The 18,545-nt window shown below is 69.6% G+C and carries 24 protein-coding genes; 11 read left to right on the top strand and 13 right to left on the bottom strand.

The features are described from left to right. Together EV647_RS26855 and EV647_RS26850 are read left to right on the top strand one after the other, a co-directional pair. Entirely contained in the window at positions 1–1,017 is a 1,017-nt protein-coding gene (locus EV647_RS26855; RefSeq protein ID WP_134007469.1) for a LacI family DNA-binding transcriptional regulator, read from the top strand. 49 nt (positions 1,018–1,066) lie between these two features. Beyond that, complete coding sequence (locus EV647_RS26850) at positions 1,067–2,236, top strand: cellulase family glycosylhydrolase (protein WP_134007467.1); 1,170 nt, start codon at positions 1,067–1,069, stop codon at positions 2,234–2,236. Here the strand turns inward: EV647_RS26850 and EV647_RS26845 are convergent. Further along, positions 2,233–2,949, bottom strand: coding sequence for a TetR/AcrR family transcriptional regulator (locus EV647_RS26845; RefSeq protein ID WP_134007465.1), 717 nt, complete (start codon positions 2,947–2,949; stop codon positions 2,233–2,235). The genes EV647_RS26850 and EV647_RS26845 overlap by 4 nt on opposite strands. A gap of 152 nt (positions 2,950–3,101) precedes the next feature. On the opposite strand from EV647_RS26845, the gene EV647_RS26840 reads away from it, so the two are divergent. The 3 genes from EV647_RS26840 to EV647_RS26830 are packed head-to-tail and all read left to right on the top strand — an operon-like array spanning position 3,102 to position 6,763. Next, positions 3,102–3,527, top strand: coding sequence for a DUF1707 domain-containing protein (locus EV647_RS26840; RefSeq protein ID WP_134007463.1), 426 nt, complete (start codon positions 3,102–3,104; stop codon positions 3,525–3,527). Beyond that, positions 3,524–4,297 carry an ABC transporter ATP-binding protein gene (locus EV647_RS26835; protein WP_134007461.1) on the top strand — a complete coding sequence of 258 codons (774 nt, stop codon included), beginning with the start codon at positions 3,524–3,526 and terminating at the stop codon, positions 4,295–4,297. The genes EV647_RS26840 and EV647_RS26835 overlap by 4 nt, the downstream gene beginning before the upstream one ends. Before the next feature lie 3 nt (positions 4,298–4,300). Beyond that, entirely contained in the window at positions 4,301–6,763 is a 2,463-nt protein-coding gene (locus EV647_RS26830; protein ID WP_134007459.1) for an FtsX-like permease family protein, read from the top strand. A 57-nt stretch (positions 6,764–6,820) separates the two neighbouring features. Here the strand turns inward: EV647_RS26830 and EV647_RS26825 are convergent, their stop codons facing one another. Beyond that, complete coding sequence (locus tag EV647_RS26825; RefSeq protein WP_238177402.1) at positions 6,821–7,333, bottom strand: SseB family protein; 513 nt, start codon at positions 7,331–7,333, stop codon at positions 6,821–6,823. Between the two features lie 89 nt (positions 7,334–7,422). On the opposite strand from EV647_RS26825, the gene EV647_RS26820 reads away from it, so the two are divergent. Beyond that, on the top strand, positions 7,423–7,911 hold the full coding sequence (locus EV647_RS26820; RefSeq protein WP_134007455.1) for a hypothetical protein: 489 nt from the start codon (positions 7,423–7,425) through the stop codon (positions 7,909–7,911). Next, on the top strand, positions 7,898–8,572 hold the full coding sequence (locus tag EV647_RS26815) for a uridine kinase (RefSeq protein WP_134007453.1): 675 nt from the start codon (positions 7,898–7,900) through the stop codon (positions 8,570–8,572). Before EV647_RS26820 ends, EV647_RS26815 begins: the two co-directional genes overlap by 14 nt. Here the strand turns inward: EV647_RS26815 and EV647_RS26810 are convergent. Next, positions 8,526–9,113, bottom strand: coding sequence for a class I SAM-dependent methyltransferase (locus EV647_RS26810; protein WP_238177411.1), 588 nt, complete (start codon positions 9,111–9,113; stop codon positions 8,526–8,528). The genes EV647_RS26815 and EV647_RS26810 overlap by 47 nt on opposite strands. On the opposite strand from EV647_RS26810, the gene EV647_RS43130 reads away from it, so the two are divergent. Then, positions 9,033–9,266, top strand: coding sequence for a hypothetical protein (locus tag EV647_RS43130; protein ID WP_238177401.1), 234 nt, complete (start codon positions 9,033–9,035; stop codon positions 9,264–9,266). The genes EV647_RS26810 and EV647_RS43130 overlap by 81 nt on opposite strands. A 49-nt stretch (positions 9,267–9,315) precedes the next feature. Here the strand turns inward: EV647_RS43130 and EV647_RS26805 are convergent, their stop codons facing one another. Genes EV647_RS26805 through EV647_RS26795 form a run of 3 tightly spaced genes read right to left on the bottom strand, consistent with a single transcriptional unit; the run spans position 9,316 to position 11,370 of the window. Next, positions 9,316–9,756 carry an oxidoreductase gene (locus EV647_RS26805; protein ID WP_134007451.1) on the bottom strand — a complete coding sequence of 147 codons (441 nt, stop codon included), beginning with the start codon at positions 9,754–9,756 and terminating at the stop codon, positions 9,316–9,318. 19 nt (positions 9,757–9,775) lie between these two features. After that, on the bottom strand, positions 9,776–11,014 hold the full coding sequence (locus EV647_RS26800) for an RNA polymerase sigma factor (RefSeq protein ID WP_134007449.1): 1,239 nt from the start codon (positions 11,012–11,014) through the stop codon (positions 9,776–9,778). Positions 11,015–11,016: 2 nt separating this feature from the next. After that, positions 11,017–11,370, bottom strand: a complete 354-nt coding sequence (locus EV647_RS26795) for a YciI family protein (RefSeq protein ID WP_134007447.1) — start codon at positions 11,368–11,370, stop codon at positions 11,017–11,019. 180 nt (positions 11,371–11,550) lie between these two features. Between EV647_RS26795 and EV647_RS26790 the strand changes: the two genes are divergently transcribed. Beyond that, the gene (locus EV647_RS26790; RefSeq protein WP_134007445.1) at positions 11,551–12,438 is read left to right on the top strand and encodes an aldose 1-epimerase family protein; all 888 of its coding nucleotides are present in this window, start codon (positions 11,551–11,553) and stop codon (positions 12,436–12,438) included. Here the strand turns inward: EV647_RS26790 and EV647_RS26785 are convergent. From EV647_RS26785 to EV647_RS26770, 4 genes are read right to left on the bottom strand one after another with little or no spacing between them, the layout of a single operon-like run. Beyond that, positions 12,416–12,892 carry a PH domain-containing protein gene (locus EV647_RS26785; RefSeq protein WP_134007443.1) on the bottom strand — a complete coding sequence of 159 codons (477 nt, stop codon included), beginning with the start codon at positions 12,890–12,892 and terminating at the stop codon, positions 12,416–12,418. The two genes, EV647_RS26790 and EV647_RS26785, sit on opposite strands and share 23 nt — an antisense overlap. An 11-nt stretch (positions 12,893–12,903) precedes the next feature. After that, the gene (hisG, locus tag EV647_RS26780) at positions 12,904–13,752 is read right to left on the bottom strand and encodes an ATP phosphoribosyltransferase (RefSeq protein WP_134007441.1); all 849 of its coding nucleotides are present in this window, start codon (positions 13,750–13,752) and stop codon (positions 12,904–12,906) included. A gap of 51 nt (positions 13,753–13,803) precedes the next feature. Next, the gene (locus tag EV647_RS26775) at positions 13,804–14,067 is read right to left on the bottom strand and encodes a phosphoribosyl-ATP diphosphatase (protein ID WP_130383737.1); all 264 of its coding nucleotides are present in this window, start codon (positions 14,065–14,067) and stop codon (positions 13,804–13,806) included. 49 nt (positions 14,068–14,116) lie between these two features. Further along, the gene (locus tag EV647_RS26770; protein WP_134007439.1) at positions 14,117–14,809 is read right to left on the bottom strand and encodes an MBL fold metallo-hydrolase; all 693 of its coding nucleotides are present in this window, start codon (positions 14,807–14,809) and stop codon (positions 14,117–14,119) included. Positions 14,810–14,827: 18 nt separating this feature from the next. On the opposite strand from EV647_RS26770, the gene EV647_RS26765 reads away from it, so the two are divergent. Beyond that, complete coding sequence (locus EV647_RS26765) at positions 14,828–15,823, top strand: P1 family peptidase (RefSeq protein WP_134007437.1); 996 nt, start codon at positions 14,828–14,830, stop codon at positions 15,821–15,823. A gap of 64 nt (positions 15,824–15,887) precedes the next feature. On the opposite strand, the gene EV647_RS26760 is transcribed toward EV647_RS26765, so the two are convergent. Together EV647_RS26760 and EV647_RS26755 are read right to left on the bottom strand one after the other, a co-directional pair. Continuing rightward, positions 15,888–16,379 (bottom strand): anthrone oxygenase family protein, encoded by a 492-nt coding sequence (locus EV647_RS26760; RefSeq protein ID WP_134007435.1) that lies wholly within the window; start codon positions 16,377–16,379, stop codon positions 15,888–15,890. Further along, positions 16,379–17,017, bottom strand: coding sequence for an NAD(P)-dependent oxidoreductase (locus EV647_RS26755; protein WP_134007433.1), 639 nt, complete (start codon positions 17,015–17,017; stop codon positions 16,379–16,381). Before EV647_RS26755 ends, EV647_RS26760 begins: the two co-directional genes overlap by 1 nt. Before the next feature lie 81 nt (positions 17,018–17,098). On the opposite strand from EV647_RS26755, the gene EV647_RS26750 reads away from it, so the two are divergent. Next, positions 17,099–17,557, top strand: coding sequence for a MarR family transcriptional regulator (locus EV647_RS26750; RefSeq protein WP_238175530.1), 459 nt, complete (start codon positions 17,099–17,101; stop codon positions 17,555–17,557). On the opposite strand, the gene EV647_RS26745 is transcribed toward EV647_RS26750, so the two are convergent. After that, positions 17,548–18,513: a YafY family protein gene (locus EV647_RS26745; RefSeq protein ID WP_134007429.1), complete on the bottom strand. Its 966-nt coding sequence runs from the start codon at positions 18,511–18,513 to the stop codon at positions 17,548–17,550. The genes EV647_RS26750 and EV647_RS26745 overlap by 10 nt on opposite strands. Positions 18,514–18,545: the final 32 nt, after the last annotated feature.

Below are 18,545 nucleotides of genomic sequence, written 5' to 3'. Positions count from 1 at the left end.
ATGGCTAGACCGACGATCGCGGACATCGCGACCAGGGCCGGGGTGTCCAAGGGCGCGGTGTCGTTCGCGCTGAACGGGCGGCCGGGGGTCAGCGACGCGACCCGGGAGCGGATCCTGAAGATCGCCGAGCAGATGAGCTGGCGGCCGCACAGCGCGGCGCGCGCGCTCGGGGCGTCCCGGGTCGACTCGGTCGGCATGGTGATCGCACGGCCGGCCCGGACGCTCGGGGTCGAGCCGTTCTTCGCGCACCTGCTGTCCGGCGTGCAGTCGGGGCTGTCGGCGGAGTCGATCTCGCTGCAGTTGCTGATCGTCGAGGACACGGCAGCCGAGATCGAGGTGTACCGGCGCTGGACGTCGGAGCACCGGGTCGACGGCGTGATCCTGGTCGACCTGACCGTGAAAGACCCGCGGGTCGACGAGCTCAGGGCGCTCGAACTGCCGGCCGTGGTGATCGGCGGCCGCGGCGGCAAGGGTGCACTGGCCTCGGTCTGGGCCGACGACCGCGACGCGATGCTGTCGATCGTCGAGTACCTGGCCGCCCTCGGCCACCGCCGGATCGCCCACGTCGCCGGTACGCCGAACTTCCAGCACACGCAGCGCCGGATCCGGGCCGTCCGCGACGCCGCACCCCGGCTCGGACTGCTCGACGCTCCGTCGCTGACCACGGACTTCAGCGACTCGGAGGGCGCAGCGATCACCCGCAAGCTGCTGTCCCAGTCCGATCGCCCGACCGCGATCGTCTACGACAGTGACGTGATGGCGGTCGCCGGCCTCGGCGTCGCGATGGAGATGGGCGTCTCGGTGCCTGGCGAGCTGTCGATCGTCGCGTTCGACGACTCGATCCTGACCCAGCTCATGCACCCGGCGCTGACGGCCCTGTCCCGCGACACGTTCGACTTCGGCCGCCAGGCCGCCGAGGTCCTCCTCGAAACCATCGCCGACCCCACCACAGTCGTGAACCGCCGCACCCCCGACCCGGTCCTCACGGTCCGCGAGTCGACTGCGCCTCCGAGCTGATCTGGACCGCAGTTGCTCTTGTGGCCTAAACCGATTTAGCATCCTCGGCATGGCTTCGGAGTCCGTCACGCCCCGGTTCGGTGCGAACTACGTTCCCTCGGCGGGATGGTTCTACAGCTGGCTGGACTACGACGGCGACGCGGTACGCCGGGACTTCGCGGACCTGGCCGGGATGGGTCTGGATCACGTCCGGGTGTTCCCGGTCTGGCCTTGGATCCAGCCGAACCGGGCGATCATCCGCGAGCAGGCGATCGCCGACCTGCTCGACACGATCGAGGCCGCCGCGGAGCACGGCATGACCGTCGCCGTCGACCTGATCCAGGGGCACCTGTCCAGCTTCGACTTCCTCCCGTCGTGGGTGCTGACCTGGCACAAGAGCAGCCTGTTCGAGGACAGCACGGTCCGCGACGGTCTCACGGCGTACGTCGATGCCGTGGCCCGCGCGGTCGCGACGAAGCCGAACGTCTTCGCGATCACGCTCGGCAACGAGGTCAACAACCTCTGGCCGGACAGCACCACCACGCCCGAGACGTCGACCGCGTGGGCACAGGACCTGCTGACGACGCTGAAGAAGGCGGCACCCGACGTACTCGCCCTGCACTCGGTCTTCGACGACGCCTGGTACAAGGGCGACCATCCGTTCCACCCCGTCGACGCGGTGGACCTGGGTGACCTGACCACTGTCCACTCGTGGGTTTTCAACGGGGTCTCACGAGTGGACGGTCCCCTGGGTCCGGCCACCCTCACCCACGCCGACTACCTGATCGAGCTCGCCCGGGCCACCGCAATCGATCCCGGGCGGCCGGTGTGGCTGCAGGAGATCGGCGTGCCGGGACCCGACATCCCCGTCGACCTCCAGGCCGAGTTCACCCGCCGTACTGTCGAGACGGTGCTCACGAACCAGTCCCTGTACGGCGTGACCTGGTGGTCGTCGCACGACATCGACCGGCGCCTGCTCGACTTCCCGGACCGCGAGTACGACCTCGGCCTGTTCACCGTCGACCACCAACGTAAACCGGCCGCGCAGGCACTGGCGGGCGTGATCGCCGAGGTGCAAGCGAACGGCGTACAACAGCAAGCAGCCGCCACCACGCTGACCGCGCCGATCAACCTCCGCACCGAGCCGGATCGTCGCGCGGAAGTTGCCCCCGGCAGCGAATTCCACCTGCACTGGGTCGAGGCCCGCGCGAACGGACCCGTCCGCATCGCCCTGCCCTAGCTTTTCCGCGTGATCAGGACTTCGATGCCGTCGAGGATGCGGGCGAGGCCGAACTCGAGGTCGTCGTCGAGCTCGTCCTCGTACTCCTGGTTGAGGTAGAGCGACACCAGCGTCGGATACTCGCCCTCCATCAGCCGCGGGACGAGGAACTGTCCGACCTCCTCCGCCTGCACCGGCGTGCGATCGCTCGCGCCGAGCTGACGCGCCAGGCCGGCGTAGTTCCGCGCGTACCCGTCCAGGAGCATCAGGCACCCGAGGTTGTCGTGCTGACTGAGCCCGGTTTCCGCTAGCGCCGCCAGCATCACCTCGACCCAGCGCAGCAGGTTCGGAGTGACGGGCGCGCCACGGATCGGTACGTCGAGCAACCACGGGCGGTCCTCGTACAACTTGACCTGCGCATCCACCCACGCGATCGCCGCCGCACGCCAGCCGGACGGCAGCTCCGGCGGCAGCCCGACCGCCGTGTCGTGAACCAGGACGATCAGCTCTTCCTTGGACCGGACGTAGCGGTACATCGCGTTCGTGCTGACGCCGAGCTGTGCCGCGATCCGCTGCAGCGAGACCGCCTCGAACCCGTACCGGTCGCCGAACTCGATGCCGGTGGCCACGATCTGCTCGACCGACAGCGCCGGCTTCGGGCCGCGCCGCTGCACCGGCTGCACGCCCCACGAGAGGGCGAGCCCCGGCGGCAGGTCCGCGCGATCCTCGGTCATACCCCCATCCTGACGCACGCCGTACGCCGGCGAACAGTGGAGCTAGGTCCACCTCGAAAACGGGTCCTGAGCACCGCGATCCGAAACTGTTCAACCCATACGCTGTTTCACATCGGAACCCCACCTCAGGAACCAGCCGAAGGGAACAGCTCATGAACACGATCCTCGAACCCCTGCTGACGCCGGACCAGGTCCAGCTCACCGACACCGATCGCCGAGCCGCGATCAGCAAGCTCGACAGCGCCGTACGACAGGCCGCGCTGACCCCGTCGCAGGCAAGCGACCGTCAGGACCAGGTCCTCGCGGCCCGGACCCGCGGCGAACTGCGCAGCATCCTGTCGGGTGTCGCGAACGCGGCGCCGCCCCGCGGGCTGACCGTGGCGCTCCAGGCCTTCACCGGCGTCTGGGTGGTCGCCTGCGTGGTCCAGTTCGTGGTCTGGCTGACGCTGGCGGTCTTCGGTCATTTCGACGGCCCGTGGTGGCTCTGGTCGGACCTCGGCCTCGGCGCGATCGTGGCGATCCTGTGGTGGACCAACGAGTCCTACCACCGCAAGTCCGACGTACTGGTCGCGCCGTGAACAACACAGGCAACGCGCCCGTACAACTGACCGACGTGCGTAAGGTCTACGGCACCGGGCCCGGCGCGGTCGACGCGCTGGCCGGTGTGACCTACGAGTTCGCCGCCGGCACCTTCACCGCCGTGATGGGCCCGTCCGGCTCCGGCAAGAGCACGCTGCTGCACTGCGCGGCCGGCCTCGACACCCCGACGACCGGTGACGTCCACCTGGCGGGCCGGTCACTGCGTGGCCTCGACGAGACCTCGCTGACCGAGCTGCGCCGCGAGCACGTCGCCTTCATCTTCCAGTCCTTCAACCTGATGCCGGCGCTGACGGTGCGGCAGAACGTCGTACTCCCGATGACGCTGGCCGGCAAGCAGCCGGACGACGCCTGGGTGACCGAGGTCATCCAGGCGGTCGGTCTCGGCGAGCGCGTCAAGCACCGGCCGAGCGAGTTGTCCGGCGGTCAGCAGCAGCGGGTGGCGATCGCCCGGGCTCTCGCCGGCCGGACCGCGATCACCTTCGCCGACGAGCCGACCGGCGCGCTGGACACCACCACCGCGCTCGAGGTGCTCACACTGCTCCGCGACCAGTCCCGCCGGCTCGGTCAGACGATCGTGATGGTCACCCACGACCCGGTCGCGGCGTCGTACGCCGATCGTGTCGTCTTCCTCGTCGACGGCCGGATCGTGTCCGAGTTGCGTCGAGGGGCCGTCCACCCCACCGCCGAGGCCGTCGCCGCTGAGCTCGCCCAGCTGAGCGCCGGCCGCCTCTCACCCACGGAGAGCTGACCCATGTTCCGCCTCGCCGTCACCACCCTGCGGTACCGGACCGCTGCCTTCCTCGCCATCTTCGTCGCGGTCCTGCTCGGCGGGGCGCTGCTCAGCGCCGCCGGAGGTCTGCTCGAGACCGGGCTGCGCCTGAACGCCCCACCCCAACGACTGTCCGCGGCCCCGATCGTGGTCACCGGTGACCCGGCATACCACCCACCGAACGGCAGCGGCTCCGCCGCCTTCCCGGAACGCCACCGCCTCGACCCGGCCCTGCTCACCAAGCTCACCACCACGCCCGGCGTCGCCAAAGCAATCTCCGACCGCTCCTTCCCCGCCGTCATCACGTCGCTCGAACCGTCTGGTACGGCGCTTGCGGGTCACGGCTGGACGTCTGCGGCGCTGACTCCCTACACGTTGACCGCCGGCCGGGCACCCCGGGCGGGGCAGGTCGTGCTCGACCAGCGGCTGGCGGACGGCGCGAAACCCGGCGACACCCTGACGGTCACCATCGGCGGCGAGCCGCGCACGTTCACCCTCGCCGGTATCGCGGTCGCCCAGCAGCAGGTCGACGTACCGCCGGTCTTCTTCGCCGACGCGGACGTCCCGGACGGTCTGGATGCGATCGGGGTGTTCCCCGCGGACGGTACGTCGGTTCGGGAGCTCGCGAAGCGGCTCGACCTGCCGGCCGGTGTGAAGGCCTATACGGGGGACGAGCGCGGCGTCGCGGAGTTCTCCGGGATCGCGACCGGTCTGCCGCTGATCATCATGTCCGGCGTCTTCGGTGGGATGGTGGCCGTTGTGATGGCGCTCGTGGTCTCAGCCACGATCGGGCTGTCGGTGCGCCAGCGCCGCCGCGAACTCGCGCTGCTCCGAGCCAGCGGTGCGACCCCACGTCAGGTTGGCAAGATGGTGATCGCCGAGACGATGGTGGTCGGGGTGATCGGGCTCGTGCTCGGGCTGCTGTGCGGCCGGATCGCCGGTACCTGGATCTTCGGAAGGCTCGCCGACGGCGGCATCGTGCCGTCACAGCTGCGGTTCGACCAGGGCGCGCTGCCGTTCGCCGGCGCGGCCGTCCTCGCGTTCGCCGTACTGCGGGTGACCGTCGGGTTCGCCGCCGGACGGGCCGCCCGGATCCGCCCGATCCAGGCGCTGGCCGAGGCCGCCGTACCGAACGTGGCGCTGAGCCGAGTGCGGATCGTCATCGGTCTCGTCTTCGCCGGTGCGACGGCGGCGATCGCCTTGTCCACACCGTTCATGGGCCCGGCCAACGCTGCGGCGATCGGTGGACCGGCCGGCCTGACCGGCTCGATCGCGGTCGCGGTCCTCGCGCCGCTGGTGATCCAGCGGGCGCTGCTCCCGCGCATCACGCGGCTGGTCGAGAAGCGCGGGACCAGCGGCACACTCGCGGTGATCAACCTGCGGGTCCGCGCGGTGCAGGTCGGCGCGATCCTGGTCCCGATCACCATCGCCACGGCGATTGCCATGGGCAACATCTACTCGCAGAGCACGCAGCAGAAGGCGGCAGTCCACGCGTTCACGAAGAACCTGGCCGGCAATGTGGTCCTCACCTCCACCTCGGGCGGCATCCCGGCGTCGCTGACGGACTCGGTCCGGTCGATGCCGGGTGTGACCACGGTGTCGGAGGTGGTCCGCAGCAAGGGCTGGATCGAGGAGCCGTACGACAAGTCGCACACCAGCGACGCCTGGCCTCTGCTCGGCCTGAGCGGTCCGGTCTACAAGGGCAAGGTGAAGCAGGGTTCGCTGGACGACTTGACCGGTGACACCGTCGCGCTCCCGCCGGGTACTGCGAAGAAGCTCAAGGTCGGCGTCGGCTCGCAGATCGGCCTGCGTCTCGGCGACAACGCGCTGGTCAAGGTGAAGGTGGTCGCCCTTGCCGAGGGACCGTCCGGCTACGAGTCTCTCCTGCTGCCCGCGCAACTGCTCGCCGCCCACACGACCAGCGGCCTGCCCAGCCAGCTCCTGCTGAAGACCAGCAACAAGGTGCACCCGGATTTGTCGAAGTGGCCGGGTACGACGATCGGTGAACGCGAACTGCTCGGCGAAGGCTTGGACACCGGGCTCGGCGTGGACGCGTGGATCGCCTATCTGCTCGCCGCCATCGCAGTCGCGTACACGGCCATCGCGTCGATCAACACGATCGCTGTCGCGGTGCTGGATCGCCGGCGCGAGTTCGGGCTGCAGCGGCTGACCGGGTCTACACGTCGCGAAGTCTCCCGGATGCTTCGTCTGGAGGGCCTGCTCATCGCGGCGCTAGGACTGGTCGCCGGGCTGGTCACAGCAGCGTTCACCGTGTTCCCGATCGCGCTGGCGACCCGCGGCTGGCCGATCCCGTCCGGACCGGTCTGGGTTCTGCTGATCTGGGTGGCCGTCGTCCTGCTCCTGGTCCTGCCGACCACCGCGATCACCGGCCGCATCGCCATGCGCTCCAAGCCGATGGACGCACTCAGCTCCCCGGTCGGCTGACCTTTCCGGAAAGAAATCGTCACCACGCGACGAATAGTTTCCGGAAAGACGGCCGGCTCAGCTGTTGGAGGGGTCTGATCCGGCCGGTTCGATCCACGCGTAGCCGCCGTCTTCCAGGCGCACCACCTGGAGGCCGGCGGCCAAACGCCGTACGTCGTCGGTCTCGATCACGCCCGCGGCCGGGCCGGCGATGTCCAGCACGATCGCGGCCGCGCCTTCCTGGATCGCCGCGGTGGCAACCAACTGCGTCTGGGCCGGCATCGGGCGCGCCTCCGGACTCCAACGGGTCAGGGCCTCAGTGCCCGTGAACGCGAGCAGTGCGTTCCGCCCGTCCTGTCCCTTGAGCAGCGCGACGGCCATGTCGGACGTCTTGTCGTGCGCCAACCCGTTCTCGTCGTACTCGACCTCGCCCAGCATCGCGACCACCGGCACCAGCAGCCGTGCCTTGGTGAGCGCCGCCAGCACCGCTCCCCCGTCGCCGTCGGTGAGCGCCCGAGCCAGCGCCGGGTCCGCCGACCCGTCGTCGTTGTCGAAACCGGTGAAGGCCAAACGCCGCTCTGGTGGTTGCACGGCGCTCATTCTCCCCGGACCACTGTTTCAGGGGTGCGTCAGGGCTGTTCCCCTCTTGGATCACGCGCCAACTGTGCGAGCCTGGGTATGTGCCTGACTTCAACGATTTGACGCTGCTGCCGTTCTGCGTAGGCCTCACGCTGCTCGGTCTGATCGGCTCGTGGTTCGCCTGGCGGCGCCGCGGCTTGGCGGCCGGCACGCGCGGTGTGGCGTGGTCCCTGCTACCGGTCTCGCTGTACCTGACCGGCCTGCTGGAACTGGTCTGGGACGTGGTCCGCTCCTCCGTGAGCTGGGTCACCCACCTGATCTTCTCGCCGACCGTGTGGGCCGGAGTCGCGCTGTTCGGCGTGTCAGTCGTGCTGTACGTCGTCTCCGGTGTGGCCCGCGGCCGCAGTGGGAACCAGAAGGCACAGAAGAAGCCCGCCTCGCCCGCGGGAGAGCTGACTGCTACCGGACCCGCGCCGGCATCAGCCACCACCGCCAAGGCTGCTAAACCGTCAAAGGGGAAGGCCAAGCAGCCGGAATCGTCGGAGTTCGACGAGATCGAGGACATCCTGAAGCGCCATGGAATCAACTGACAAGGCCCTTGACCAAGGCCCGCACCCCCTGACCATCGACTCGCTGCTGGACAACGTCCAGGCCGATGTGCCGCGCCTCGGCCGGACCAGGCTGATTGGCATCGACGGCCCCGCCGGATCCGGCAAGACGACCGTCGCCGCCGCCCTCGAGGCCCGGGCCAAGGCCCGTGACCTGAACACCTACGTCATCCACATGGACGACCTGTACGACGGCTGGGCCGGAGCCGAGCGCGGCTTCGCGCTGCTCCGCGACCACGTCCTGCAACGGCTGGCCGACGGCCGCGAAGGACGGTACCGCCGGTACGACTGGTACCAGGGCGCGTACGCCGAGCTGCACGTCGTACCGAACACCGTGGACCTGCTGATCGTCGACGGTGTCACCGCCTGCGACCGGGACGCGGCGCACTGGCAGGCGCTGCGACTCTGGGTCGAGACGTCCAACGAGGTCCGCCTGGACCGCGGCATCGAACGCGACGGCGAGGCCCTCCGCGACCACTGGCTGGAGTGGATGCGCTGGGAGCGCGATCACTTCGCCGAGCAGGCCACCCGCTCCCGCGCCCACGTCATCGTCGACGGCAACCCCTCCGTACCGTTCGACCCCGCGCTCGAGCTCGTCACGAAGTCGGTCGCGCTGCCCCCGCACGACTCCGCGGCTTCCTGACCGCGATCAGCCGCGCCCGCGGACGGTGGGTCCACTCTCCCGCCGGCGCCGCCGCGACGTACCGCTCCCGCAGGTCCGCAACATAGTCGTCGCCGCGCGCCAACGCGAGCGCCCGCAGCGGCCCGGCGTGGTCGGCCGCGTCGAAGTACGTCGCCGCGTCGGGATGCGTCATCGGATACGAGATCAGGTCGTCCCGCTCGATCACCGCGCCGTCCAGCGCCGGGAGCAACGCGTCCTCCCAGGAGCGGTCGCGCTCGGCGCCGATCACCTTGTCGAGCAACTCGAACGGACCCGTCTCCTCGATCACCTCCGGCCAATAGAGCACGCACAGGCGGCCGTCCGTCCGGAGTACGTCGTACCAGGACCGGATCGCCGTCACCGGATCGGCGAGCTGCTGCAGCCCGAACACGGAGACCACCGCCGCCGGGGACCAGGCCGGTTCGAGCCTGGAGGCGTCGCCTTGAACGACCTCGACCAGCGACCGCTCACCCGCCCGCCGACGGGCCAGCCGGACCATCTCGGCCGACAGGTCGACCCCGATGATCCGCCGGTCCGGGAAGCGCGGGGCGAGCAGGTCCAGCTCGGGGAAGGTGCCGCAGCACGGCAGACGACCGGACCGTCGGGCAGCTCGCGCACGGCGTCGACCGCGGCCTGGACCCAGGGGGCGAAGCGTGGGACGAAGTACGCCTCGTAGCCGCCGGCCGCCTCGTCCCAGCTGCGGGCGAGCCTGGAGAGGCGGTCGGTCACGCTTCCAGTCCGTCCCAGGACCACCGCTGGACGGGCTGACCGGCGTCGATGTCGTCGAGCCGGTGCCGATACATCGTGTTGAAGGTCGTCCAGGCGAAGTAGTCGTGCAGCACGGACCGGGTCCGCTCGTCGTCGATGCCGGCCGCGATCACCGCCTCGTCGAAGCAGGCGATCGCGCGGTGGTTCATCTCGTCGTGCTCGCCGTTCCCGGCGTGCCGGCGCTGCACCGACGCCTCGTCGCCGTACGTCGTGGTGTAGGCCGGCGGCCCACCGAGAGCTTCACCCCAGTACGCCGCCAGCCGCTCGGTGTGATCCGGCTTCGCCCCGCCGTGGAACGCGTGGCTGACGATCTCGTCCGCCATCACCCGCTCGTGCCACGCCGCCGCCAGCCGCAGCATGCCGTCCGCCCCACCCGCAGCTTCGTAAACGGTCTCCATACCACAGCATCCTGACCGATCAGCGGTCCGTTCGGCTAGGAGATCTGAGTACGGCGATCCGGCGGCGGACGTGTTCGCGTTCGGGTTCGGAACCGGCGAGGGTGAGCGCGTGTTCGTAGGCGGCGATCGCCTCCGGGACGCGGTCGAGGCGCTGCAGGAGGTCGGCGCGGGCGAGCGCGAACGGGTGGTAGTCCCGGAGGACGGGTTCCGCGGCCAGCTCGTCCAGGAGGCTGAGTCCTGCCTCGGGGCCGTCGCGCAGCGCGATCGCGGCGGCGCGGTTGAGCGCGATCACGGGTGACGGGTCGAGCTCGAGGAGTACGTCGTACAGCTGGACGATCTGCGGCCAGTCCGTGTCTGCGAAGTTGGTCGCCTCGTCGTGAACAGCGTTGATCGCGGCCTGGACGGCGTACGGTCCGGGTGGGCTGCCGGTGAGCGCGGCGACGACCAGGTCGCGGCCTTCGGCGATCATCTCCTGGTCCCAGCGGCTCCGGTCCTGGTCCTCGAGCAGGACGATCTCGCCGTCCGGGCCGCTGCGGGCGTCGCGGCGGGCGTGGATCAGCAGCATCAGCGCGAGCAGACCGGTCGCCTCGCGGGCGTCCGGGAGCAGCCGGTGCAGGATCCGGGCCAGGCGGATCGCTTCCTCGGCCAGGTCCAGGCGTTGCAGGTACGGTCCGGAGCTGGCGGCGTACCCCTCGGTGAAGACCGAGTAGATCACCTGCAGGACGCCGGGCAGTCGCTCCGGCAGCTCGTCCGGGCCGGGGACGCGGAACGGGATCCGCGCCTCCCGGATCTTCTTCTTCGCGCGGACGATCCGCTTGGCCATCGTCGCGGTCGGGACCAGGAACGCCCGCGCGACCTCCGGCGTGGTCAGCCCGGCGAGGCACCGCAGCGTCAGCGCGCCACGGTCCTCGGCGGCGAGCGCCGGGTGGGTGCAGGTGAAGAACAGCTGCAGCCGCTCGTCGGGCAGTTCGTCCCCGGTCGCCTGCGGCGCGGGACGGTCCGCCTCGACGTGAAGGATCGCGAGTTTGGCGGCGTACACCTGGTCCCTGCGCAGCCGGTCGACCGCCTTGCGCCGGGCGGTGGTCATCAACCAGCCGCCCGGGTTCGGCGGTACGCCGTCGACGGGCCAGCGCGTGAGCGCCGCCTCGATCGCCTCCGACGTGACCTCCTCGGCCAGGTCGAGGTCCCCGAACCGCCGGGCCAACGCTGCGAGCAAGCGGCCGCGCTCCTCCCGGAAGACCGCCTCGACCTGGTCCATCGTCACGCTCCCGGGAACTCCGCGACCGGTCGCACCACGACCGAGCCGCCGCCCCGCGATCCCGGGCACCGCGCGGCCCAGTCGAGCGCGACGTCCAGGTCCGGTACGTCGATCACGTAGAACCCGCCGAGCACCTCCCTGGTCTCCGCGAACGGCCCGTCGGTCACGGTCCGCTTGCCGTCGTTCGCGACCTGGACGCGGGTCGCGGTGACCAGATCGGCCAGCGACTCGGACGCGACCACCACCCCCGCGTCGGTGATCTCCTTGTCGAACCGCATCCAGTCCTCCGGCTCACACCCCACCGGCGTGTCCTGCAGGTCCAGCTCGCCGGCATTGATCAGCAACAAGTACTTCACGTCGTACCTCCTGTCAGCGTGTCTACAGCATCACCACGAACGGGGTCGCCCCAGATGGACAGCGCTAAGGACAGGAAGTAGTCCGCTCCAGCCAGCTACCACCGCAGGAGCCAGGCGAGGAAGGGTCCTCCATCGCGGACTACCTCCTGTCGTTGGCGTCGGATCGGCGAGGATAGGGACATGAGTGTTCTGCCTTCAGGTGAGCAATGGGTCCTCCGTGGCGGCGGGTACGAGGGGACGGTGGTGAGTGTCGGCGGCGGGCTGCGGGAGCTCACGTACGGCGGGCGCCCGGTCCTGCTCGCGTACGGCGAGGACGAGGCGGCGCATGCCGGACTCGGCCAGCACCTGTTCCCGTGGCCGAACCGGATCACGGACGGGCAGTACACGTTCGAGGGCGTCGATCAGCAGCTGTACCTGACCGAACCGGCCCGCCAGAACGCGATCCACGGCCTGACCCGCTGGGCGAATTGGCAGCGCGTCGACGACGGATCCGACCCGTCGACGGTGGTCGCCGGGCACCAGCTGTTCGGCCAGCCCGGGTACCCGCACCAGCTCGAGCTCCGCCTGACCTATCACCTCACCGACCGCCTGACCGTGACCGCCACGGCCACCAACGTCGGCCGGACGTCAGCGCCGTACGGCTATGGAGCACACCCCTACCTCAGCGTCGGTCGCCAGATCGACGACTGCCTCCTCGAGTTCTCCGCAGCGCAGCGGCTCGAGGTATCCGCGGACCGGATGGTCCCGACGGGCCTCACACCGGTCGAAGGAACGCCGTACGACTTCCGTGAGCCCCGGCTGATCGGCTCGACCTCGATCGACAACGCGTTCACCGGACTGGGCGGCGGTACGTGGTCGGTGTCGCTGACCGATCCGGACAGCGGTGCCCGCTCGGTGCTGACGAGTGACACGCCGTGGATGCAGCTGTTCACCGGCGAGGCGGTCGGGCGTACGGCGCTCGCGGTCGAGCCGATGACCTGCCCGCCGGACGCGTTCCGCACCGGTCAGGACCTCGTCGTACTCCAGCCCGGCGACTCACACACGACTAGCTTTCAGGTGTCCGTCTAGACGGACCGGCGCCGTGTTCGCGGGCGACCGCTGCCAGCTGCTTGGCGGCGCGGCTCGCCCGCGCACCCTCGGCGGCCTGGACAGCGAGAATGCCGATCCGGTTGTCATCGGCATCGAACAGCTGCAACCACGCGTCGCCCGGACGGAACCGCAGCGCGGTGACCTCCGACCACGTCAGCGTGTACGACTTGAACACGTTCCGGATCCGCAGCCGATCCGCGTACGCCGTCACCCGCAGCGTCGACATCCGGTACAAGATCCACAGCACCGCCCCGAAGAACGCCAGCAGGGTGAACCGCTGGAACCAGTCGAACGACGCCCGATCGTCCGGCGACAACCGGAACCAGATCACCCCGAACACGGCGATCAACGACAACCCCATCCCGGCCGCCATCGCCGCCACGATCCGCGGGTGGAACACGAACAGCCTGTCTCTCGGCGCGGATCCGGGCATGACAGCGGGTTTCAGATCCGGCAGGCGTGGATGTCGGTGGTGAGGATCGCGCGGGCGCCGACCTCCCAGAGCTGGTCCATCAGGCGCTGCGCCTCGGCCCGCTTCACCATGACCCGGACGGCGACCCAGCCCTGCCGGTGCAGCGGCGAGACGGTCGGCGACTCCAGGCCGGGCGCGACCGCGGTGGCCGCGTCGACGTCCTCGGCGCGGATGTCGTAGTCCATCATCACGTAGTTGCGCGCGATCAGGACGCCCTCGAGCCGGCGAACCAGCTGCTGCAGTCCGTTCGCCGGGTTCTCGACGCCGTTCCGCTTGATCAGCACGGCCTCGGACTGCAGGATCGGCTCCCCGAAGACCTCGAGTCCAGCCTGGCGCAGCGTCGTACCGGTCTCGACGACGTCGGCGATCACGTCCGCGACGCCCAGCTGGACGGCCGACTCCACGGCACCGTCGAGGCGGACGACCGCCGCGTCGACGCCGTTCTCGGCCAGGTGGTCCTGCAGTACGCCGGCGTACGACGTGGCGATCCGCTTCCCGGCCAGGTCCTTCACGGAGTCAGCGACCCCGGGCCGCCCGGCGAACCGGAACGTGGACGAGCCGAATCCGAGGCCCATGACGACGTCCGCGTCCGCGTGCGAGTCCAGCACCAGGTCGCGGCCGGAGATGCCGACGTCGAGCGTGCCCTCGCCGACGTACACGGCGATGTCACGCGGGCGGAGGTAGTAGAACTCGACCTCGTTGGCGGCGTCGGTGAGGGTGAGGTCCTTGGTGGTCCGGCGCTGCTTGTAGCCGGCTTCGACGAGCATCTCGGTGGCGGCTTCGCTCAGCGAGCCCTTGTTCGGTACTGCGACGCGCAGCATGGCGACTGCCCTTTCTGGGAGGTGTGAACCGGTGATCTGTGGGAGGGGCTCCTACAGATGTCGGTACACGTCCTCGAGGTCCAGGCCGAGCGCGTGCATCATCACCTGGGCGTGGTACAGCAGCTGTGACAGCTCCTCCGCGGCCCGGTCCTTGCTCTCGTACTCGGCAGCCATCCAGGACTCGGCGGCCTCCTCGACCAGCTTCTTGCCGATCGAGTGCACGCCGGCGTCCAGCGCCGCCACGGTCCCGGAACCTTCCGGCCGTGTCGCCGCCTTTTCACCCAGCTCGGCAAACAGCTCCTCGAAACTCTTCATCGCCCGCCCAGCCTACGGGTCCCGTCCGCGCGCCCCGTCCCCAGGTCCGCTAGCCGGACTGTGCGAGCGCCTCGGAGAGTTGCCGCGGGGGCGAGTGGGCGTCGACGTACCAGTTGTGGCGCTCGGCGAGCAGGCGCTTGACCATCGCATGGTCGACGGTGTCGTCGGGTGTGCGGAGGTGGTACGGCGGTGGGTAGAAGGCGTCTCCCAGGAGGGCGACGCCGTCGGCGACGACGATGACGGAGTCCGGGGCGTGGTTGCCGCCGACGTGCCGCAGTACGACGTCGGTCGGGAGGGTGAGCGTGTCCTCGAAGGTCTGGTCCGGGAGGACGATCCGGAAATCGGTCCAGTCGGGGACGGCCAGGGCGCGGGCTCGGAAGCTGGGGGCGAGCTTGGGGTTGGCTTCGACCTGGTCGCGGAGGTAGCGGTGGCTCCAGTGGCGGTCGGCCTCGGCTTCGAGAAGATCGACAGCTGTGGAGTGGGCGATGACGGTGACGTCGGGCCAGGCGCAGGCGCCCCAGGTGTGGTCCCAGTGGTGGTGGGTGTAGACGAGCCACGTCGGCGCGGGCAGGCCGGCGGCGGCAATCGCCGTACCGACGGCTCTTGCGTGCTCGGGGCTGTTGCCGGCGTCGACGAGGACGCTGCCGCGTTCGTCGGCGATCACGGCGACGGACGGGCGGATCGCGTCGGGATCGGGGTCGTGCGGGTAGATCCAGACCCGGCCGGCCAGGTGCTGCAGCATGTGGCCGACGATAGCTGGATGCAGAGTCCTCGGAGAGTTCGTGAGCTGGGTGTTGTCGTCGGCACGCTGCCCACCGGGCCGCTCAACGCGATCACCGACGTACCGGGGGTGCGGGTCGGACAGACGACGATCACCGGCAACGGGCTGAACACCGGGGTGACGGCGATCGTCCCGGACGGCTGGGCGGAGACTCTGCCGGCCTCAGTTGCTGTCGGCAACGGGTACGGGAAGCTGGTCGGCTCGACGCAGGTGGACGAACTCGGCGTCATCGAAACCCCGATCCTGCTCACCGGGACACTCAGCACGTTCCGCGTCGCGGACGCGCTGGTCACCTGGCTCCTTGATCGCAACCCACGAGCGACCAGCCTGAACCCGATCGTCGGCGAGACCAACGACGGCTACCTCTCCGACATCCGCCGCCGCCCGATCACGCCCGAGCACGTGCAGGCTGCCCTGGACACAGCCTCCTCCGATCTCCCCGCCGAAGGCTGCGCCGGAGCCGGCACCGGAACCTGCGCCCTCGGTTTCAAGGCGGGAATCGGCACTGCATCCCGCACGATCCCGGCGGACCGCACCCACGCTGCAGAGTCCGGCGCACACACCGTTGGTGTACTCGTCCAGGCGAACTTCTCCGGTCTGCTGACCGTGCTCGGCCGCCCGGTTCCCGCCCAGCCGATCGATGCGGACGGTAACTCCTGCATGATCGTGGTCGCGACCGACCTCCCGCTCGACTCCCGGCAACTCGGGCGACTCGCGCGCCGGGCGATCTTCGCGATGGGCCGAGTCGGCTCCGACTACGCCCCCGGCAGCGGCGACTACGCGATCGCCGTCACCACCGCCCGTACGCCGAACTTCCCCGACCGCGACCTCCGCACACCATTCCAAGCAGTCACCGAATCAGTAGAGGAAGCGCTCCTCAACTCCCTCACCACGGCCCGAACCACCACCGGCCACCAGACCCACACCGCCCACGCCGTACCCCACCACCTCATCGCGAACCCAAGGGTTCTTTGAGCACCCACCAACCAAATTCGCGGCCGAGATTTGGTTGGTGGGTGCTCAAAGATGATCGGTGGAGCTACGCGAGGACGGCCGTGGGTGGGGTGCGGTGCTTCGTGGGGGCTCGGTGGGTGAGGGCGGATGCGGTCAGGGTGCCGAAGGCTAGTAGTGCGGCGGTGGTGCGGATCAGATGTGCGAGCTGCCAGCGGTCGCGTACGGCGGCCCAGTCGGCGGGCGGGTTATGCACCGACCACGCGGACTGGTCCGAGTTGATCGGCAGGTTGATCGCCAGCGTCGTAGCGAAGACAACGACGAGCAGCGCGACCGCGACCAGCACCACACGCCGATCGTTGCCCCGGGCCCAGATCGCCAGCGCCACCGAGGTGACGATCGCCGGTGTCAGCGTCACCGAGGCGAGCCGGTCCAGCGAGTCCAGCTCGACCAGCCGGACCTGCGTATAAACCGACGCCCCGAACCCCCGCAACGAGTTCTCCAGGACCAGCACGCACACCAGGAACCCGGCAAAGACCCCACTGAAGAGCAGGCTCAGTCCACGAACAACGCGCGCCATCAGTACGCCAGCCCAACCGGCTGACAGACCGTCGCCGGCATGTCCAGCGCCGCTAGCATCAGGTGCGCGACGTCCGCCCGCGAGATCGCGTACCCGCGGGTCACCGTGCCGCCGACCTCCGTCCGGTAGGTCCCGGTCAGCGGCTTGTTCGTGAGTTTCGGCGGCCGCACGATCGTCCACTCCGTCGTACGCCTCATGATGTCCGCCTCCATCACCCGCAGATCGGCGTACACGTCGGCGGCGAACGCGTTGATCATCGGATAAATCACCCGCCGGTTGAGGAAGCTCTCGTCCGCCGGCACCGGTCCGAGCGGTGCTGCGCTCACCGCGACAAAGCGCCGTACCCCAACGGCTTCCATCGCCGCCAGCATGGACCGCGTGCTCTCCGACGCGACCGGCCCGTCCTTCCGCCCGCGGGCGCCGACACCGGAGATCACCGCTTCGCTTCCGTCGACGGCGTCCCGCAGGGGCTCCGCCTCGGTCAGCCCGGGCACCCGAATCACCTCCAGCGCCGGGTGCTCCAGCTCGTACGTCGACGACGTACGCACCACCGCCGTCACCTTGTGCCCCGCGTCGAGCGCCTGCCGTACGACGTGACCGCCGATCCCGCCCGTCGCCCCGAACACCGTGATCCTCATCCCGACCGCCTCCTTCGAATCTTCTCTGTTCTTCATATAGTATGGAATTCATAAGATATGAGCCAGATAGAAAGAGGTGACATGCGCCACCGCCGGCGGACCGGGAACGAGATCAAGGCCGCGCTCCGCGACCTGCGGATCCAGCTCGCCCTGCTCAACCACCAGGTCGGCGGCAGGCTGGCGCTGAAGGACGTCGACCTCGACTGCCTCGACGTACTGGCCCGCAGCGGCCCGCTGACGCCGAGCGCCCTGGCCCGTCAGGCCGGACTGCACCCGGCGACGCTGACCGGCATCCTCGACCGGCTCGAACGCGCCGGCTGGATCGCCCGCGACCGCACCGGGGCGGACCGCCGGAGCGTCACGATCCGGGTGCTGCCGGACCGCGGGATGGAGGTGTTCCGCCTGTACCAGCCGATGATGGGTGCGATGGACGACGTACTCACCGACTACACCGACACCGAGCTCGACCTCATCGCCACGTTCCTCCGGCGGAGCGCCGAGGCCTGCGAGCGTGTGCTGGGGCGCTCAGCTCAGGAGTAGAGGTCGGACAGCGTTCGGCCGAGGTTCGCCAACTCGGCCCGCAACTCCGCGGGCTCCAGTACCTCGAGCGCGTTCCCGAATCGGCAGAGGGAGGCGGCCGCGTTCGGGATCGACTCGATCGGGATCGTCACCACGACGCTTCCGTCGGCCTCGGGTTCGGTGGCGGCGACGGCTTTGACGAGGGCCGGGTACGAGACGTCGTACATCTTCGCGGCCAACCGTGCGGACACCCGTAAGACGGCCTCACCGGTGAAGCGGACCTGGTCGAAACCCTCCAGGTGCTCCTGCCAGAACCGTTGCAGCTCGAATCTGTCGTCCCGCTCGAACGTCTCCTCGGTCGGCGTCAGGTCGAGGATGTTGGAGACGCGGTAGGTGCGCAGTCCGCCGGGGGTGGACGCCACGACGTACCAGCTGCCGTTCTTCAGCACGAGTCCGTACGGTTCGAGGATCCGCTCGACCTCGCGCGGTTCCTCCCAGCGGCGGTACCGGACCTTGATGCGGCGGTCGTGGAGTACGGCGTCGGCGACTGCGGACAGCTGTGGTGAGGCTTCGGCGTCCTGGTACCAGGCGGGCAGGTCGAGGTGGAAGCGGTTCTTGAGCCGGCCGGCGCGGTCCCGCTGATCGGGAGCTAGCGCTGCTAGCAGTTTGAGTTCGGCGGCACTCGTCTCGGCGGTCAGCCCGAGCGCGGCGGCCGCGCCCGGCATGCCGACGAGGAACAGCGCGGCGGCCTCCTGTTCGGTGAGGCCGGTGAGGCGGGTGCGGTAGCCCTCGACCAGGCGGTACCCGCCTGCTCGGCCTTGGTCGGCGTACACCGGGACTCCGGCCGCGGCGAGCGCCTCGACATCGCGGTAGATCGTCCGCAGCGACACCTCGAGCTCGTCGGCGAGCTCGCGCGCGGTCAGCTGCCGGCGCGTCTGCAGCAACAGCAGTATCGACAGGAGCCGGCTCGAACGCATACTTCGAGGTTAGTCCTTATCGCTGCCATAGG

This window comes from Kribbella sp. VKM Ac-2566 (genome assembly GCF_004366005.1).
Taxonomy (GTDB): Bacteria; Actinomycetota; Actinomycetes; order Propionibacteriales; family Kribbellaceae; genus Kribbella; species Kribbella pratensis.
Note: the sequence above shows the minus strand (reverse complement) of the source record. Positions and strands in the feature narration are given on the sequence as shown.

What these genes read in the sequence shown, in the direction of transcription:
- EV647_RS26840 (WP_134007463.1), top strand. Translation starts at nt 3,102, where the DNA reads ATGAACACGATCCTCGAACCCCTGCTGACGCCGGACCAGGTCCAGCTC.
- EV647_RS26845 (WP_134007465.1), bottom strand. Translation starts at nt 2,949, where the DNA reads ATGACCGAGGATCGCGCGGACCTGCCGCCGGGGCTCGCCCTCTCGTGG.
- EV647_RS26755 (WP_134007433.1), bottom strand. Translation starts at nt 17,017, where the DNA reads ATGAGGATCACGGTGTTCGGGGCGACGGGCGGGATCGGCGGTCACGTC.
- EV647_RS26790 (WP_134007445.1), top strand. Translation starts at nt 11,551, where the DNA reads ATGAGTGTTCTGCCTTCAGGTGAGCAATGGGTCCTCCGTGGCGGCGGG.
- EV647_RS26760 (WP_134007435.1), bottom strand. Translation starts at nt 16,379, where the DNA reads ATGGCGCGCGTTGTTCGTGGACTGAGCCTGCTCTTCAGTGGGGTCTTT.
- EV647_RS26775 (WP_130383737.1), bottom strand. Translation starts at nt 14,067, where the DNA reads ATGAAGAGTTTCGAGGAGCTGTTTGCCGAGCTGGGTGAAAAGGCGGCG.
- EV647_RS26815 (WP_134007453.1), top strand. Translation starts at nt 7,898, where the DNA reads ATGGAATCAACTGACAAGGCCCTTGACCAAGGCCCGCACCCCCTGACC.
- EV647_RS26830 (WP_134007459.1), top strand. Translation starts at nt 4,301, where the DNA reads ATGTTCCGCCTCGCCGTCACCACCCTGCGGTACCGGACCGCTGCCTTC.
- EV647_RS26805 (WP_134007451.1), bottom strand. Translation starts at nt 9,756, where the DNA reads ATGGAGACCGTTTACGAAGCTGCGGGTGGGGCGGACGGCATGCTGCGG.
- EV647_RS26785 (WP_134007443.1), bottom strand. Translation starts at nt 12,892, where the DNA reads ATGCCCGGATCCGCGCCGAGAGACAGGCTGTTCGTGTTCCACCCGCGG.
- EV647_RS26800 (WP_134007449.1), bottom strand. Translation starts at nt 11,014, where the DNA reads ATGGACCAGGTCGAGGCGGTCTTCCGGGAGGAGCGCGGCCGCTTGCTC.
- EV647_RS26745 (WP_134007429.1), bottom strand. Translation starts at nt 18,513, where the DNA reads ATGCGTTCGAGCCGGCTCCTGTCGATACTGCTGTTGCTGCAGACGCGC.
- EV647_RS26770 (WP_134007439.1), bottom strand. Translation starts at nt 14,809, where the DNA reads ATGCTGCAGCACCTGGCCGGCCGGGTCTGGATCTACCCGCACGACCCC.
- EV647_RS26850 (WP_134007467.1), top strand. Translation starts at nt 1,067, where the DNA reads ATGGCTTCGGAGTCCGTCACGCCCCGGTTCGGTGCGAACTACGTTCCC.
- EV647_RS26855 (WP_134007469.1), top strand. Translation starts at nt 1, where the DNA reads ATGGCTAGACCGACGATCGCGGACATCGCGACCAGGGCCGGGGTGTCC.
- EV647_RS26750 (WP_238175530.1), top strand. Translation starts at nt 17,099, where the DNA reads ATGCGCCACCGCCGGCGGACCGGGAACGAGATCAAGGCCGCGCTCCGC.
- EV647_RS26765 (WP_134007437.1), top strand. Translation starts at nt 14,828, where the DNA reads ATGCAGAGTCCTCGGAGAGTTCGTGAGCTGGGTGTTGTCGTCGGCACG.
- hisG (WP_134007441.1), bottom strand. Translation starts at nt 13,752, where the DNA reads ATGCTGCGCGTCGCAGTACCGAACAAGGGCTCGCTGAGCGAAGCCGCC.